Source organism: Halomonas sp. McH1-25 (assembly GCF_022348165.1).
Classification (GTDB): Bacteria; Pseudomonadota; Gammaproteobacteria; order Pseudomonadales; family Halomonadaceae; genus Modicisalibacter.
In genome coordinates this window covers 194425-209813 of the sequence record NZ_JAKRFI010000002.1, presented here as the reverse complement: position 1 = coordinate 209813, position 15389 = coordinate 194425, and the positions used below count along the sequence as shown (strand labels likewise).

Here is a 15389-nt window from a genome sequence, read left to right as displayed (position 1 = left end):
ATACGTTTCATCCGGCATGTCGATAGCCATGCAGAAGACGCCGTAGTGTCGCCTCGCCCTGGCCGGGTGCAAAACGCTCCAGGGAACGCTGCAGCCGCTTGAGGTTGGCCTCCTGCCAGTTGCCCGGGGCGCGCAGGCGACAGCGGTCGAGATCGATCAGCCAGACGCGCTCATCGGGGGTGATCAATAGATTGCGTGCATTGAGATCGACGTGATCGAGCCCCGCCTCGTGGAAGCGCCGCAGTGTCTCGCCGACCCGGGCCAGCAGTGCATCGTCGGCTTCCGGGAGCATGTCTGCCAGCGACCGGGCACCCATCAGGCGCTCGGTCAGCAGCCCGGCCTGGTAGGTCAGGCCATGTCGCCACACGCAGCCGGCCACCGGCGTGGGGACCGGCAGGCCACGCTCGTGCAGGGCCGCAGTCAGGCGCAGTTCGCGAAAGGCCCGGGTGCGCTCGAGGCCGGCCCATACGTAGTGCGTCTCGCTGAGGCGGGCGGCGAAACCGCCGCGCAGGTAGCTACGCAACACCCATTGCTCATCGCTTGGCAGGACCGACGCGGCGGAGACGAACAGGCTGGCGCCGCGCCCCGGCGCCTGGCCGGTCACGGCATCGCGGGCCTGCCAGAAGGCGGGGGTGAACCAGGCGGGCGTGATTTGTGGCGCAGCCATGGCGTCACATAGAATGCCGGCATCGTATAGAATGAAAGCTTTTCCCGTCTGGAGCGTTGCCAACCGCATGAAGCGTCCTCTGCCCGAGCGCCCCGCACATATTTGCGTGTTGCGGCTTTCCGCACTGGGCGATGTTTGCAATCTGGTGCCCACCGTGCGCGCCCTGCAGCGCCAGTGGCCGGAAGCCCGTCTTACCTGGATCGTCGGCAAGGGCGAGCACAGTCTACTTTCTGGCCTGTCCGGGGTCGAGTTCGTGGTCTACGACAAAGCCACCGGTCTGGCCGGCATGCGCGAGATCTGGCGCCAGCTCGCCGACACGCCCTTCGATGTCCTGCTGCACATGCAGCAGGCCCTGCGCGCCAGTGCACTGTCGCTGGGGCTCAAGGCCAAGGTGCGGGTCGGTTACGACAAGGCGCGCGCCAAGGACTGGCAGCATCGCTTCACTCATCGCCAGTTGGATCCGCACCCGCGCGCCCATGTCCTCGAATCGTTCATGGACTTCGCTCGTCTGTTAGGGGTCGATCCGGCCTATACCGAGCGTCTCGAGTGGAACCTGCCGGTGCCCGAGGAAGCCTTCGCCGAAGCGGCGCGATTGAGTGGCGACGCGCCCTATGTGCTGATGAGTCCTTGCGCCAACCCACGACTGCGCAACTTCCGCAACTGGTCGCCGGAAGGCTATGCCACCGTTACTGAACACCTCTGGTCGCAGCACGGCCTGAAGACGCTGCTGACTGGCGGCGGCAGTGTCCAGGAGCGTGAGATGGGCGAGCGTATCCGCGCCCTGACGCCTGACGAGGCGGTGATCGACGCCATCGGCGCCAGTTCGTTGAAAGGGTTGCTGGCGCTGATCGCCCGGGCGCGCTTGGCGGTCGCCCCCGATTCGGGACCGGTGCATATGGCCAATGCCCTGGGTACGCCTACCGTGGGGCTCTACGCCACGACCAATCCCGACCGTGCCGCGCCTTACCTGTGGCGTGACTATGTGGTCAATCGCTATCCCGAGGCGGTGCGCGCCTACCTGCACAAGGATCCCGAGGCCATCGCCTGGGGCGAGCGGGTGCGCCATCCCGATGCCATGTCCCTGATCCGTGCCGAGGATGTCATCGCCCAGATCGAGGCGCTGCTGGCGCTTCCTCGCACCGCTACGCCGGAGCCTCCGAATGAAGCTTGATCTTACCGCCCTGGAACAAGCCCGCCTGCTGGTCGTCGGCGACGTCATGCTCGACCGTTACTGGCATGGCGGCACGTCGCGCATCTCGCCGGAGGCGCCGGTACCGGTGGTGCACGTCGGCGAGTCCGAGGACCGGCCCGGCGGCGCGGCCAACGTCGCGCTCAACATCGCTTCGCTGGGCGGACATGCCGCGCTGGCCGGTCTGGTCGGCGATGACGAGAATGCCGATCTGCTCGCGCAGCGTCTGGAAACCGCAGGCGTGAGCACTCACTTTCAGCGTAGCGACGCAGTTCCCACGATTACCAAGCTGCGCGTGATGAGTCGCAACCAGCAACTGATCCGTCTCGATTTCGAAGAGAGGCTCGGCGACATCGATACCGCCGAGCTGCTGGGCAAGGTCGAGGCGGCGCTGCCCGACAGCGACGTGGTGATTCTCTCCGACTACGGCAAGGGCACGCTCAACCGCGTCGAGTCGCTGATTGCACTGGTCCGCGCCGCCGGCAAGCGTGTACTGGTCGACCCCAAGGGCAGCGATTTCACCCGCTATCGCGGTGCCAGCGTGATCACCCCCAACCTCGGCGAGTTCGAGGCCGTGGTCGGCCACTGCCGCGACGACGCCGAGCTGGCGGAGAAAGGCGAACGGCTGCGCGCCGAGCTCGAACTCGAGGCATTGCTGGTGACCCGCAGCGAGAAGGGCATGACCCTGATTCGCGAAGGCCATGCGCCGCTGCACCTGCCGACCCACGCCCGCGAGGTGTTCGACGTCACGGGTGCCGGCGACACGGTGATCGGTGTGCTCGGCCTGGCCCTGGCCGCCGGTCATGCCTATCCCGAGGCAATGACGCTGGCCAACCTTGCCGCCGGGCTGGTGGTCGCCAAGCCGGGCACGGCGACGCTCTCGGTCGCCGAACTCTACACCGCCCTGCACGGCGACAAGCTGGCGGAATTCGGCGTGATTGCCGAGCCGGCGCTGGTCGAGGCGGTGCGTGCCGCCCAGGCGCGTGGCGAACGCGTGGTGATGACCAATGGCTGTTTCGACATCCTGCATGCCGGCCATGTCGCCTACCTGGAGCAGGCCAAGCGCCTGGGTGACCGGCTGATCGTGGCGGTCAACGACGACGCCTCCATCACTCGCCTCAAGGGGCCGCGGCGGCCCATCAATCCATTGGCGCGGCGCATGCAGGTGCTGGCCGGCCTGGGAGCCGTGGACTGGGTGGTGGCCTTCGGTGAGGACACGCCGGCGCGCCTGATCGAGGCGGTGCTGCCCGATGTGCTGGTCAAGGGCGGCGACTACAAGCCCGAGGCCATCGCCGGCGGCGAGGCGGTCATCGCCAACGGTGGCGAGGTCAAGGTACTGGGCTTCGAGGACGGCGTGTCCACCACGGCCATGATCTCGACCATCCTCGACCGTGAACGCTAAGCGCCGCGTGTCGTCGGCACCGCCCAAGGGCTGGGCGCGCTGGCTCTACAGCGGTGCGCTGTATGCACTCTCACCGCTGATCTGGCGGCGGGTGTGGCGTGAGCAAGTAGCCACTCACTCGCGTTGCGAGCGGTTGGGAAGCGTGCCGGGAGCAAATGCTGCCACACTGTGGCTACATGCCGCCTCGGTGGGCGAGGTGATCGCCGCCCGGCCGCTGATCGAGGCGCTGCGCAACCGCTATCCGGCACACCGACTCGTCGTGACTACCATGACGGCGACCGGTGCCGAGCGTGTCGAGGCGCTGTTCAAGGACGAAGTGATTCATCACTTCGTGCCGCTGGACTTCCCCGGTGCCTCTCGGCGTTTCGTGAGTACGCTTGCGCCGGAGCTGGCGATCTTCTTCGAGACCGAACTGTGGCCCAACCTGCTCGAGGCCTGTCATCGCCAGGGCGTGCCGGTGGCAGTGGTCAACGGCCGGTTGTCGGCACGCGCCATGCGCGGTTATCGGCGTCTCGGTGCGCTGATGATTAATGCCCTGGCCAAGGTCGACTGGCTGGCGGCGAAATCCAGCGAGGATGCCGGGCGCTTTCGCGAACTGGGCATGCCCGGGGAGCGTGTCGATGTGGTGGGATCGCTCAAGTTCGATATCGACGTGGATGCGCGGGTGCATGGCGAAAGTGAGCGCTTACGTACATCATTCGGCACGCGACCGGTATGGATCGCGGCCTCGACTCATCCCGGCGAGGACGAACAGGTGCTGGCGGCCCATCGCCGCGTTCGTGGGCAGTATCCCCATGCCCTGTTGATCCTGGTGCCAAGACATCCCCAGCGCTTCGACGACGTGGCTGCGCTGTGTCGGGAACGGGGCGAGAGCCTGGCGCGCCGCTCGCGCAGCGAGCCCGTACAGGGTGAGACGACGGTCTACCTGGGCGATACCATGGGCGAGCTGATGAGTCTCTACGGTGCCGCCGATGTGGCCTTCGTCGGGGGCAGCCTGGTGCCGGTCGGCGGTCACAACCTGCTCGAGCCGGCCATCCTGGGCGTGCCGGTGCTGAGTGGCCCCGAGCTGGCCAATTTCAGCGACGTCGCCGAGGTGTTGCATAGCGCCGATGCCCTGATGGAAGTCGCTGATGCCGAGGCCCTCGGCGCAGCAGTGAGCGACCTATTCGCGTCGTCCGAGAAACGGCTGCGCCAGGGAAAGGCCGGGAAAGCGGCGGTCATGGCCCAGCGTGGTGCGCTGGTGCGAACGCTGGATGGCCTGGAAAGGCTATTGCCGCGCCCATCCCGAGTTACCGACACGGAACGAATGAATTCTCAGTAGCATTGGGCAGAGCCGTCCATGAACCTATTCCACAAGAGCCGCAAGCTTCGCTATTACTCCGCCGGTCTGTTCCAGCTGCTGGCCCCGGACGCGCTTTTTCGCTACCGCCTGGATCGGATTCTTGCCGGCCATCAGGATCTCGACGATGTCCTCGAACGGGTCAATTACTATAACAAGCGCGAGACCCCCTTTACGCTCGATACGCATGCGCAGCGGATCGCCGACTTTCGCTACGAGCGGCGAGGCACCTACTACCTGGACGCGAAAAGCGTGGTGCGTTATTTCGATCCGGCATGTCGCTTTGCCTATCGTTTCGGCGATGTGACCCAGGTGCCCGATGTGCCTTCCTTCGTCAAGAGCCGGCCCATCGTCGGCGACAACGCCAATGCCGTGCTGCTCAAGCTCAATCGCATCCGCCACTACAATTTCATCGACGACCCTCAGCCCTTCGAACGCAAGCGCAACGCAGTGGTATGGCGGGGTAAATGCTTTCACGAGCAGCGCCGCTCGATCGTCCGTCGGCTACACGACCAACCGGCGATGGACATCGGGCAGACCGATCCCAAACTCAAGTCGCAGCCCGACTATCGGCCCTTCATGTCCATTCGCGACCAGCTGCGCTACAAATTCGTGCTGAGCCTGGAGGGCAAGGACGTCGCCACCAACCTCAAATGGATCCTGGCGTCGAATTCGCTGTGCCTCATGCCCCGGCCGCGATTCGAGACCTGGTTCATGGAAGGCCGCCTGGAGCCCTATCGGCACTATGTCCCGTTGCGGGACGACTGTGCCGACCTCGAAGAGAAAATGGACCACTACGCCACGCATACCGACGAGGCGCTGGAAATTGTCGCCAATGCCCAGCAGCACGTGGCACAGTTCAAGGATCGCCGGCGCGAGCGGCTGGTCTCGCTGCTGGTGGCCAGGAAGTACTTCGAATTGTCGGGCCAGCTCTAAGCAAGCGAGGTGTTCCATGCGCGTCACGGTCTACAGTGCCCAGCCCTACGATCGGCAGTTCCTCGAGGAGGTGCGCGCTGCGCACTTCGCCGAGGCCGGGATCGAGTGGCGATTCCAGGCCGCGACCCTGAATGCCGGGACCGTGGCGCTGGCGAAGGACAGCGAGGCGGTGTGCGTGTTCGTCAACGACGTACTGGACGCCGAGGTGCTCGAGGCGCTGGCCCACGAAGGCGTCAGAGCCGTGGTGCTGCGCTGTGCCGGCTACAACAACGTCGATCTGGATGCCGCAAAGCGTCTGGGGCTGTTCGTGGCCCGGGTACCGGCCTACTCGCCGGAGGCGGTCGCCGAGCATGCCATGGCGCTGATCATGACGCTGAACCGCAAGACCCATCGTGCCTACAACCGCGTACGCGAGGGCAACTTCTCCCTCGATGGCCTACTCGGCAGCACCCTGCACGGCAAGACCGCCGGGGTGGTCGGCACCGGACGCATCGGTCTGGTCATGGCCAGGCTGCTGCAGGGCTTCGGTTGCCGGGTGCTGGGCTACGATCCGTTTCCCAACCCGGCCTTCGATACGTGGGGCGAGCGTGTCGATCTCGATACGCTGCTGGCGCAGGCCGACATCGTCTCGCTGCACTGCCCGCTGACCGAAGACACCTATCACCTGATCGATGCCCCGGCCCTGGCGCGGATGAAGCCCGGTGCGATGCTGGTGAACACCTCACGCGGCGCGCTGATCGACACCCAGGCAGTGATCGAGGCGCTCAAGTCTCGCCAGTTGAGTGCGCTGGCCATCGACGTCTACGAACAGGAAAGCGAGCTGTTCTTCCACGATCACTCGGCGGAGTTCATCGACGACGACGTCTTTGCCCGGCTGATGACGTTTCCCAACGTGCTGGTCACCGGGCATCAGGGCTTCTTTACGACCGAGGCGCTGCGCGAGATCGCCGAGGTCACCTGCAGTAACCTGATCGCCTACCGCCAGGGCGAAAGCGGCCCCAACCGTCTGGCGTGATCCCTGGGCCTGTCTGACCTAAGCGATGATGCGTTCCACGCCACGTTCGGTGCCGAGCAGCAGGACATCGGCGCCACGTGCGGCGAACAGGCCGTTGGTGACCACGCCGACGATATTGTTGAGGTCGGCTTCGGTGCGTTGCGGATTCTCGATCAGGAAGTCATAGCAGTCGAGGATCTGGTTGCCGTTGTCGGTGACTACCCCATCACGATAGACCGGCGTGATGCCGCGTTTGACCAGCTCACGAGCCACGTACGAACGCGCCATGGGAATCACCTCGATGGGCAGCGGGAAGCCGCCCAGCACCTCGACGCGCTTTGAGGCGTCGGCGATGCATACGAAGCGCTTGGCACAGGCGGCGACGATCTTCTCGCGGGTCAGCGCGGCGCCGCCGCCCTTGATCATTTCCAGCTTCGGGTTGATCTCGTCGGCGCCGTCCACGTAGACCGGCACGCTGCCGACATGGTTGAGCTCGAATACCTCGATGCCTTGGGCCTCGAGACGCTCGGCGGTGGCCTGTGAACTCGCCACGGCGCCCTTGAAATCGTCGCGTAACGCGCCCAGCAGGTCGATGAAGTGGTTGGCGGTGGAGCCGGTGCCCACGCCGATCACCGTGTCGTTGCCCAGCAGGGGCTTGATTTCGTCGATGGCGGCGGCCGCAACTGCGCGCTTGAGTTCGTCCTGGGTCATAGATGGCTCGTGGCTGAATGGCAAAGATGCCATTATAGGCGAGCCCATCGCCCCGGTTGAATGGTGTCAGGCCAAGACGCTGGACGCCGGGGCGCCGCCTTTGCTACCAATAGGGGTTTTCCCAGCCCCGGTCCCGCGCGATCTCTCAGGACACCAGGATGCTCGAAGACACCGTCAAGAAGATACTCCAGGCCCGCGTTTACGAGGCCGCCCGCGAAACGCCGATTTCCCCGGCCCCCTTCCTTTCCCGCCGTCTCAACAACCGGATCCTGATCAAACGCGAGGACCTGCAGCCGGTTTATTCCTTCAAGGTGCGCGGTGCCTACAACAAGATGGTCATGCTCACCGATGAGCAGAAGGCCAAGGGCGTGATTGCGGCGTCGGCGGGCAATCATGCCCAGGGGCTCGCCCTTGCGGCGAAGAAGCTGGGGGTCAAGGCGGTGATCGTCATGCCGCGTATCACGCCGGACATCAAGGTCCAGGCGGTGCGTGCCCGCGGTGCCAAGGTGGTGCTGCGCGGCGATGCTTTCAGCGAAGCCCTGACCCATGCCCGAGAATTGATCGAGGAGCATGGCTACACTTACATTCCGCCGTTCGACGACATCGACGTAGTCGCCGGCCAGGGTACGGTGGGTATGGAGATCCTGCGTCAGCAGACCGGGCGTCTCGATGCGATCTTCGTACCGGTGGGCGGCGGCGGGCTGATCGCCGGCGTGGCCGCCTACGTCAAGTACCTGCGCCCCGAGATCAAAGTGATCGGCGTCGAGGCCGAGGACAGTGCCTGTCTCAAGGCGGCGCTTGATGCCGGCGAGCGCGTGGTTCTCGACCAGGTCGGCGTGTTTGCCGAGGGCGTGGCCGTGGCGCAGATCGGCGAAGTGCCGTTCGCCATCGCCCGCGATCTGATCGATGGCGTGATCACCGTCAACACCGACGAAATGTGTGCAGCGGTCAAGGATATCTTCGAGGATACCCGCGCCGTGTCGGAAACCTCCGGCGCCCTGTCGCTGGCCGGGCTCAAGAAGTACATCCAGCAGACCGGTGCCGAAGGCGAGACGCTGCTGTGCATCAATTCCGGGGCCAATACCAACTTCGATCGCCTGCAGCATATCGCCGAACGCACCGAACTCGGCGAGCAGCGCGAGGCGATCCTGGCGGTGACCATTCCCGAGCGGCCGGGCAGCTTCAAGAAATTCTGTCGCACCATTGGCAAGCGCATGGTGACCGAGTTCAACTATCGCTATGCCGACCCCGAGGATGCGCACATCTTCGTCGGTGTGCAGGTCAAGCCTGGAGGCGAGGATCGCGCCGAACTGATCCGCAAGCTGGATGACGCCGGCTACCCGGTCGAGGACCTGACCGACAACGAACTGGCCAAGCTGCACATTCGTCACCTCGGCGGTGGCCGGCCCAAGGAGCACTTCGAAGAACAGGTCTACCGCTTCGAGTTTCCCGAGCGTCCCGGTGCACTGATGAACTTTCTCACCCATCTGCCGGCCGACTGGAACATCTCGCTATTTCACTACCGCAATCATGGCGCAGCCTATGGCCGCGTGCTGGTCGGTATGCAGATCCCCAATGGCAATCGCAGCCATGTCGAGGAGTATTTCGACCGGATCGGTTATCGCTACTGGAAGGAAACCGATAACGCCGCTTACCGCCTATTCCTGGCCTGAATCGAAACGTGACGATAACGCCGGAAAAACTTTCGGATATGAAGTGTTTCATCGCGAAAGTTTTTCCGGCGCCTGCCGATAAGTGTTTAAAGGCTGCAAACGACGAAGTTAGTAACCGTTCGCTTACATTGTGGGCGCCGTGTGGTCTGGGCTGGCGTTGAAGCAAACGTTAATTAACCAGTTGTCATTCTTTTTGCGTAGCCCTATAGTCGCCCCTGTTATCTGGGGGTAGGTATAACGACGACTTTTCACGGAGCGGTTAATGAAGCGCAAGCCCGATCTGGTCATGGCTCTGGTACTGATTTTCGGTCTCGGTGTGGTGGCAACCGGTTATGCTCAGACATTCGTAGGCACCTGATCGGTGCCCGGTTCGCGACACTGCATGGGTCACGAGCCGAGGATGGACAACACGATTTCGGACCGGCAGGCGATACGATCGCCTGCCGGTTTTCGTTTTTACGCTCTGCCTGAAAATGCCTGCGCTTGGCCACACGACATTGAAAGCTGGCTCAAAAGGCACGCATCAACGCAGTCGGTCGGGACGTACGACTCGAGCATCGCTGACGATGGCATCGAGCGGGACATCCCATGAAGCCACCGGCAGGCGCTCGACACGCTGGCAGTCATGAGCCACGCCGATCAGGCGGGGACGGGGCCGACGATAACGCACGAAGGCGAAGCTACGGTCGTAGAAACCGCCACCCATGCCCATACGATTGCCGTCATCGTCGAAGCCGACCAGCGGGAGCAGGACCAGATCCAGCGCCCAGGGCGGTAGTTGCCGGGCGCGGTGGGCACCGTGGCGGGTGTGTGGCTCGCGAATGCCGAAACGGTTGGCCACCATGGGGGTGTCTGCATGATAGTGCACGAACCACAGGCGGTTGTCGGACAGCGGACGAAGCACCGGGAGGTAGACCTTGGCACCGCGGCGTTTCAGCCAAGGTAGCAGCACGGTGACGTCGATCTCGCCATCGTTGGGCAGGTAGATGGCGATACGCCGGGCGCGCTGGACTTCCGGCAGGCCGCGTAGGCGCTTGCCTAACGCATTGGCAGCTTGGCGGCGCTGAAGCGGCGACAGGGCGCGACGGCGCTGGCGTAGTTCGCGACGCAGGGCCTTTCGCCGTTGATGCTGGGACAGGCTATCGGTAATGGAAACGGTATCGAAATCCACGGCTGACCGGCAAGGCGTTGAGACGGAACACAGGAAATTCGGCAACATGTGCCGATTCCCATGGTGGGATAGGAGTTCCCCAGAGTGCCGTTGTCGCTCTGGCCCTTGAACCCACTGGTTCAAGGTGGGTGGCCGCAGGCAGGCCGTCAGGCTTTCCGTCGCGCGGACATGCACACAGGCCTGCCTAGCTATTGGCCCCCTGGGTACTGCGCATAGGCTCGAGGGACTTCAGCGACTGGCGCACACCCCAGGGAACGTCTTCATCCTAACAGAGGCTGGAGGCGCTCGCCAAAGATATGTGCCGGGCTGTCACGATGTCGGCTCCTTGGGCCCGGGCATACCGCTGAGCGCCTGGCCGAGGCGCTCGTTGAGTCGGGCCAGGTTCTCTTCGCCGGCGCGATGCTCGTCCTGGATGCGAATCAGGTCATGAGCGATATTGAGAGCGGCCATGATCGCAACCTTCTCCGAGTCCAGCCCCTTGCCGCGGGAATGGATGCCATGCATGGCGCGGTCCAGATAGCGCGCGGCCCGTTCCAGCTGGGGACGTTCCTCGGGTGGGCAGGCGATGACGTAGCTGCGCCCCAGCAGGGTGATCTCCGTCGTCGAACGCTTGTCATCGCTCATGGCTGGCTCCTGAGGGCTGGGGTGGGCCAAGGCAGGGCCCGATACGGTAAGATGCAGATAGTTTCGGCCACTATAGAGAGGCGGTATGGACCGGTCAATGCAGCGGGTCCTGGCACGCCCTGGCCGCCGAAATCCCCCACTCGTCACGGATAACCATGTCGATCATCAACGACCAGCACGACTTTTCCAGCATCGCCAACGTTTTTCTGGTGCACGGCAGCCTGCAGTCACCGGCATTCCTCGACGGCCGCCTGGCGTCCGGCCTGGCATTGCACGATTTATCCGCCGATGCCTGGCTCGAGGAGGTCTGCGCCGCGATGGGCGTCGAACAGCCCAAGGATCGCGAGCAGGGTGAGGTTCTGTTGGGGTGGCGCCGCCAGGTCCTGGAGGCGCTTTCCGCGGCGGAGCTCAACTACGAGCCGCTATTGCCGGACGACATGTTTTCGCTGGCCGAGCGCGCCCGTGGGCTGCGTGAATGGACCTTGGGCTTTCTCGAAGTCGTCGGCGAGGTGAGCGGCGAGACTCGCGATGCCTGGTCGGCCAACCTGCGCGAGGCCATCGAGGACCTGGAGGTGCTTGCCGGCATCGATGATCTGGCCCTCGAGGACGATGCCGAGAACGAGAACGACCTGTTCGCCCTGACCGAACACGCGCGCATGGCGGCGATGCTGCTGTATACCGAGCAGCATCCGGGCCGCCCGCAGGTGGAACAGGTCGATGACGAACCCCAGCAATGAGGAACGCGAATGCCACATGACATTCTGCCGCGTCCCGCGGCCATCGGCCTGGACGAATACCGGCACCGTCGTCAGGCTCTGATGGCGACCCTGCCGCCACGCAGTGCCGTCCTGCTGCCTGCCGCCTCGTTGGTTACGCGCAGCAACGATAGCGAGTATGCCTTTCGTCAGGACAGCGATTTCCACTACCTGACGGGCTTTCCCGAGCCGGATGCGCTGCTGGTGCTGCTGCCCGGCCGCGCCGAAGGCGAGACCGTGTTGTTCTGTCAGGACAAGGACCCGGCCAAGGAAGCCTGGACCGGCATCCGCATTGGCGCCGAAGGCGCCGTGGCGCATTACGGTGTCGATCAGGCGTTCGAGAATGCCGAACGCGACGAGCGCCTGAGTGAGCTGCTGGATGGCCGCGAGGCGGTCTACCTGCCGCTGGACGACGAGGCGGCGGTTGCCCTGGCCGAAGAGGTGCGTCGCGATCTCGGCGCCCGGGCGCGCCAGGGCGCCGAGGCCCCCCGGGCACTATGTGACGTAACGCATCTCATCCATGAACGGCGTCTGATCAAGAGCGAGGCCGAGCTGGTCCTGATGCGCCATGCCGGCGAGATCTCCGCCCGGGCGCATGTGCGCGCCATGCACACCAGCCGACCGGGCCTATACGAGTATCACCTGCAGGCCGAGCTGGAGCATGAGTTCCTATGGCAGGGCGGGCAGGCACCCGCCTATAGCACCATCGTCGGCGGCGGTGCCAACGCCTGCGTGCTGCATTACATCGAGAACGCCAGTCCGCTTCGCGACGGTGACCTGGTGCTGATCGATGCCGGGGTAGAGTTCGACCTCTATGCCGGCGACATCACCCGCACCTTCCCGGTCAATGGCCGCTTCACAGCGGAGCAGCGGCGCGTCTACGAGATCGTGCTGACCGCCCAGGAACGGGCCGTGCAGGCCGTGGCTCCCGGCGTCACGCTGGCCGAAATTCATCAGGGTGTGGTTCAGGATCTCACGGCCGGGCTGATCGAGCTGGGTCTGCTCGAGGGTAGCGTGGAAGAGCGGGTCGAGGATGACAGCTATCGCCGCTTCTATCTGCACTCCACCTCTCACTGGCTGGGACTCGACGTGCACGATGTCGGTGGCTATCGCCGCGATGGCGAGCCTCGGCGGCTGGAGCCGGGCATGGTGCTCACCGTGGAACCCGGCCTTTATCTCCCCGAGGACGACGACATTCCCGAGGCCCTGCGTGGCATCGGCATTCGCATCGAGGATGACGTGGCAGTCACCGCCGAGGGGCATGAGGTACTGACGTCGGGGGTGCCCAAGCGAGTCGCGGACATCGAGGCACTGATGGTCAATAATTGAGCGGCTATCACGAGCATCATTTTTGAATACGTAATATACGTAACAAGGATAATGGCTATGCGAGGCAGGACGTGAATCACTCCGAGCGCGTGGATATCGCCATCGTCGGCGGTGGCCTGGTGGGGGCAAGCCTGGGTTGTGCGCTGGCGCCGCTGGTTCACCGGCATGGACTGCGGGTTGCCGTCATCGAGGCCAACGCGCTGCCCGCCGACGGGATGCAGGGCTACCAGCCCAGTTTTGATGCCCGTGCCAGTGCCATCGCCCAAGGCTCGCGCCGACACTTTCAGACCCTGGGGGTATGGGACGCGCTATCACGCGAGGCCCAGCCCATCGAGACGATCCACGTCAGCGAGCGTGGCCGCCTGGGAGCGACACGCCTCACTGCCGGCGAGCTGGGGGTCGATGCACTGGGCTACGTGCTGCCCAATGCCTGGATGGGACGGGTGCTGCACGACCGGCTGGCGGATATCGACCTCGACTGGCACTGTCCGGCGCAGGTCGAGAATATCGCGGCGGCGGCGCAGGGGTATCGCTTGCAGTTATCCGATGGCAGCGAACTCAGTGCAGGGTTGACAGTCCTGGCCGATGGGGGGCGTTCCGGGCTCAAGGAGCGCCTGGGCATCGCCAGTCATGAAGCGCCCTACGAACAGGCGGCGCTGATCACTACTCTCGAGGTCAGCCAGCCGCATCGCGGCGTGGCGTATGAGCGCTTCACGGCCGATGGACCCATGGCCCTGCTGCCGTTGACCGGCAACCGCATGGAACTGATCTGGACGCATGCCGCCGGTGAAGAGCGCGAAACACTGGCGTTGAGCGACGGCGAGTTCCTGGCCAGGCTGCAGCGGGTCTTCGGCGAGCGGGCCGGGCGCTTTCGTCGCGTCGGGCGCCGCCATGTCTATCCGTTGACGCTGGTCACTGCCGAGGAAAGCGTTCGCCCCGGCCTGGCCGTGCTGGGCAATGCCGCGCATGCCCTGCACCCTGTGGCGGGGCAGGGCTTCAACCTGGCGCTGCGCGGCGTGATGGATCTGGTGGCGGCACTCGACGCTGGCATCGAGTCGGGGCAGTCGCCAGGTGCCATGGCGGTCATGAACGACTTCGAGGCCCGTCGCAATCTCGATAGGCGCAACGTGATCCGCTTCAGCGACGGTCTGATCCGTCTGTTCGGAGTGGCGAATCCGTTGCTGTCGCATGTGCGGGCGGCGGGGCTGGTAGGGCTGAATCTTGCAGGCCCGCTGCGCCGAACGTTCGCAAGACGGGCGATGGGGCTGGAAAGATAAAACCACAGGGGAGTGCCATGAGCGAAACGCAGACACAGGCAGAAGTGATCGTCGTCGGTGGTGGCCTGGTGGGGGCATCGCTGGCGTGTCTGCTGGGCGAGGCCGGGGTGGCGGTGACGGTACTCGATGCACGTCCCGGCCCGCTGGATGGCGAGGCGGTGGGGCGGGGCCAGCCGGCGCAGCGGGTCAGTGCGGTCACGCCTGTCAGTCAGCGTCTGCTCGAGCGACTCGGGGTCTGGCCGGCCATGGCGGCACGTCGGGTGACGCCTTACACCGGCATGCAGGTGTGGGACGCCGAGGGTAGCGGCGAGATATCCTTCGACGCCGACCAGGCCGGGACCGACGTACTCGGCCACATCGTCGAGAACGATGTCATGCTGGCGGCGTTGGAGTCGCGACTGGCCGAGCTGCCCAGTGTCAGCCAGATATTCGGGGCGCGCCTGAACGGGTTGCAGACCACGGCCGTGGGACGGCGTCTGATCCTTACCGACGGCCGGCACTTTTGCGCACCGCTGGTGGTGGCCGCCGACGGGGCGCGCTCGCAGTTGCGCGAACTAGCCGGGATCGACGTAGCGTCCCACGAGACCGGCCATGCGGCATTGGTAACGACCGTGCGCACCGGGCGCGGGCACGGCGGCATGGCCCGGCAGGTATTTCTTTCCGGCGGTCCGTTGGCCTTTCTGCCTCTGAGCGTGGCAGGCGACGACCGCTACTGCTCCATCGTCTGGTCGGCTCCGCCAGCGGATGCTGCCCGGCTGTGTGCGCTGCCACGCGAGGCGTTGGGGCGCGAACTTGCCGCCGCCTTCGAGCAGCGCCTGGGCACGGTAGAGCCCATCGACGATGCCGTGCACATCCCGCTGACCCAGCGCCATGCCGGACACTACGTCGAGCCGGGGCTGGCGCTGGTGGGCGATGCTGCGCACAGCATCCATCCCTTGGCCGGCCAGGGCGTGAACCTGGGCTTCATGGATGCCGCCGTCTTGGCAGAGGAGCTGATCGAGGCGCGGCGGCGAGGCGCCGAACTGGGCGATGTGCGCATCCTGTCGCGCTATGCACGTCGACGGCGGGGCGATAATGCGGCCATGCTGGCGCTGATGGACGGTTTCCGACTCCTGTTCGGGGCCAGGCATCCGGCATTGCGCCTGGTGCGCAATGTCGGGCTGTCCGGCGTCGATCGCCTGGGGCCGGTCAAGCGGCTGTTGATGCGCCAGGCGATCGGAGAGCGCGGTCGATTACCGGCCTCCTGCCGCTAGTCACCGATTATAACGCTCCTGCAGCACGTGCTTCTGCGTGCCCGCCGGGGCAGGACTGCGCCAGGGCGC

Annotated in this window: 14 protein-coding genes and 1 other RNA gene; 10 read left to right on the top strand and 5 right to left on the bottom strand. The window is 64.9% G+C overall.

Going from position 1 to position 15389, the window contains the following annotated elements; genetic code table 11:
• Positions 1-7 precede the first annotated feature (7 nt).
• On the bottom strand, positions 8-736 hold the full coding sequence (locus tag MHM84_RS07430) for a 3-deoxy-D-manno-octulosonic acid kinase (RefSeq protein WP_239264349.1): 729 nt from the start codon (positions 734-736) through the stop codon (positions 8-10).
• Here MHM84_RS07430 and MHM84_RS07425 point away from each other — a divergent pair.
• Genes MHM84_RS07425 through MHM84_RS07405 form a run of 5 tightly spaced genes read left to right on the top strand, consistent with a single transcriptional unit; the run spans position 735 to position 6548 of the window.
• Entirely contained in the window at positions 735-1838 is a 1104-nt protein-coding gene (locus tag MHM84_RS07425; protein WP_239264347.1) for a glycosyltransferase family 9 protein, read from the top strand. The genes MHM84_RS07430 and MHM84_RS07425 overlap by 2 nt on opposite strands.
• Positions 1828-3258 carry a bifunctional D-glycero-beta-D-manno-heptose-7-phosphate kinase/D-glycero-beta-D-manno-heptose 1-phosphate adenylyltransferase HldE gene (gene hldE / locus MHM84_RS07420; protein ID WP_239264344.1) on the top strand — a complete coding sequence of 477 codons (1431 nt, stop codon included), beginning with the start codon at positions 1828-1830 and terminating at the stop codon, positions 3256-3258. The genes MHM84_RS07425 and hldE overlap by 11 nt, the downstream gene beginning before the upstream one ends.
• Positions 3248-4579 (top strand): lipid IV(A) 3-deoxy-D-manno-octulosonic acid transferase, encoded by a 1332-nt coding sequence (gene waaA, locus MHM84_RS07415; protein WP_239264342.1) that lies wholly within the window; start codon positions 3248-3250, stop codon positions 4577-4579. The genes hldE and waaA overlap by 11 nt, the downstream gene beginning before the upstream one ends.
• 18 nt (positions 4580-4597) lie before the next feature.
• Complete coding sequence (locus MHM84_RS07410) at positions 4598-5533, top strand: glycosyl transferase family 90 (RefSeq protein ID WP_239264340.1); 936 nt, start codon at positions 4598-4600, stop codon at positions 5531-5533.
• 16 nt (positions 5534-5549) lie between these two features.
• On the top strand, positions 5550-6548 hold the full coding sequence (locus MHM84_RS07405; protein ID WP_239264338.1) for a 2-hydroxyacid dehydrogenase: 999 nt from the start codon (positions 5550-5552) through the stop codon (positions 6546-6548).
• Between the two features lie 18 nt (positions 6549-6566).
• Here MHM84_RS07405 and rpiA read toward each other — a convergent pair whose 3' ends face one another.
• On the bottom strand, positions 6567-7238 hold the full coding sequence (gene rpiA / locus MHM84_RS07400) for a ribose-5-phosphate isomerase RpiA (protein WP_239264336.1): 672 nt from the start codon (positions 7236-7238) through the stop codon (positions 6567-6569).
• 140 nt (positions 7239-7378) lie between these two features.
• Here rpiA and ilvA point away from each other — a divergent pair, with 140 nt between their 5' ends.
• Positions 7379-8911: a threonine ammonia-lyase, biosynthetic gene (gene ilvA, locus MHM84_RS07395; protein WP_343218283.1), complete on the top strand. Its 1533-nt coding sequence runs from the start codon at positions 7379-7381 to the stop codon at positions 8909-8911.
• Between the two features lie 523 nt (positions 8912-9434).
• Here the strand turns inward: ilvA and MHM84_RS07390 are convergent.
• From MHM84_RS07390 to MHM84_RS07380, 3 genes are all read right to left on the bottom strand, one after another.
• Complete coding sequence (locus tag MHM84_RS07390; protein ID WP_239264332.1) at positions 9435-10130, bottom strand: 5-formyltetrahydrofolate cyclo-ligase; 696 nt, start codon at positions 10128-10130, stop codon at positions 9435-9437.
• Positions 10131-10154: 24 nt separating this feature from the next.
• Positions 10155-10339: non-coding RNA, 6S RNA (gene ssrS, locus MHM84_RS07385), on the bottom strand.
• Between the two features lie 52 nt (positions 10340-10391).
• Positions 10392-10706 (bottom strand): cell division protein ZapA, encoded by a 315-nt coding sequence (locus tag MHM84_RS07380; RefSeq protein WP_239264330.1) that lies wholly within the window; start codon positions 10704-10706, stop codon positions 10392-10394.
• Positions 10707-10861: 155 nt separating this feature from the next.
• On the opposite strand from MHM84_RS07380, the gene MHM84_RS07375 reads away from it, so the two are divergent.
• The 4 genes from MHM84_RS07375 to MHM84_RS07360 all read left to right on the top strand — a co-directional run bounded on the left by MHM84_RS07375 (position 10862) and on the right by MHM84_RS07360 (position 15320).
• Positions 10862-11443, top strand: a complete 582-nt coding sequence (locus MHM84_RS07375; protein WP_239264328.1) for a UPF0149 family protein — start codon at positions 10862-10864, stop codon at positions 11441-11443.
• 9 nt (positions 11444-11452) lie between these two features.
• A complete protein-coding gene (gene pepP / locus MHM84_RS07370) occupies positions 11453-12790 on the top strand; it encodes a Xaa-Pro aminopeptidase (RefSeq protein ID WP_239264326.1) in 1338 nt (445 codons plus the stop codon).
• A gap of 71 nt (positions 12791-12861) precedes the next feature.
• A complete protein-coding gene (gene ubiH / locus MHM84_RS07365) occupies positions 12862-14067 on the top strand; it encodes a 2-octaprenyl-6-methoxyphenyl hydroxylase (protein ID WP_239264324.1) in 1206 nt (401 codons plus the stop codon).
• Positions 14064-15320, top strand: a complete 1257-nt coding sequence (locus MHM84_RS07360) for a UbiH/UbiF/VisC/COQ6 family ubiquinone biosynthesis hydroxylase (RefSeq protein WP_343218282.1) — start codon at positions 14064-14066, stop codon at positions 15318-15320. The genes ubiH and MHM84_RS07360 overlap by 4 nt, the downstream gene beginning before the upstream one ends.
• The last annotated feature ends 69 nt before the right edge of the window (positions 15321-15389 follow it).

Excerpts from the sequence above, each read along its gene's own strand:
- MHM84_RS07410 (WP_239264340.1), top strand. The coding sequence starts at position 4,598 with ATGAACCTATTCCACAAGAGCCGCAAGCTTCGCTATTACTCCGCCGGT.
- MHM84_RS07390 (WP_239264332.1), bottom strand. The coding sequence starts at position 10,130 with ATGTTGCCGAATTTCCTGTGTTCCGTCTCAACGCCTTGCCGGTCAGCC.
- MHM84_RS07380 (WP_239264330.1), bottom strand. The coding sequence starts at position 10,706 with ATGAGCGATGACAAGCGTTCGACGACGGAGATCACCCTGCTGGGGCGC.
- pepP (WP_239264326.1), top strand. The coding sequence starts at position 11,453 with ATGCCACATGACATTCTGCCGCGTCCCGCGGCCATCGGCCTGGACGAA.
- hldE (WP_239264344.1), top strand. The coding sequence starts at position 1,828 with ATGAAGCTTGATCTTACCGCCCTGGAACAAGCCCGCCTGCTGGTCGTC.
- rpiA (WP_239264336.1), bottom strand. The coding sequence starts at position 7,238 with ATGACCCAGGACGAACTCAAGCGCGCAGTTGCGGCCGCCGCCATCGAC.
- MHM84_RS07430 (WP_239264349.1), bottom strand. The coding sequence starts at position 736 with ATGCGGTTGGCAACGCTCCAGACGGGAAAAGCTTTCATTCTATACGAT.
- MHM84_RS07405 (WP_239264338.1), top strand. The coding sequence starts at position 5,550 with ATGCGCGTCACGGTCTACAGTGCCCAGCCCTACGATCGGCAGTTCCTC.
- MHM84_RS07425 (WP_239264347.1), top strand. The coding sequence starts at position 735 with ATGAAGCGTCCTCTGCCCGAGCGCCCCGCACATATTTGCGTGTTGCGG.
- MHM84_RS07375 (WP_239264328.1), top strand. The coding sequence starts at position 10,862 with ATGTCGATCATCAACGACCAGCACGACTTTTCCAGCATCGCCAACGTT.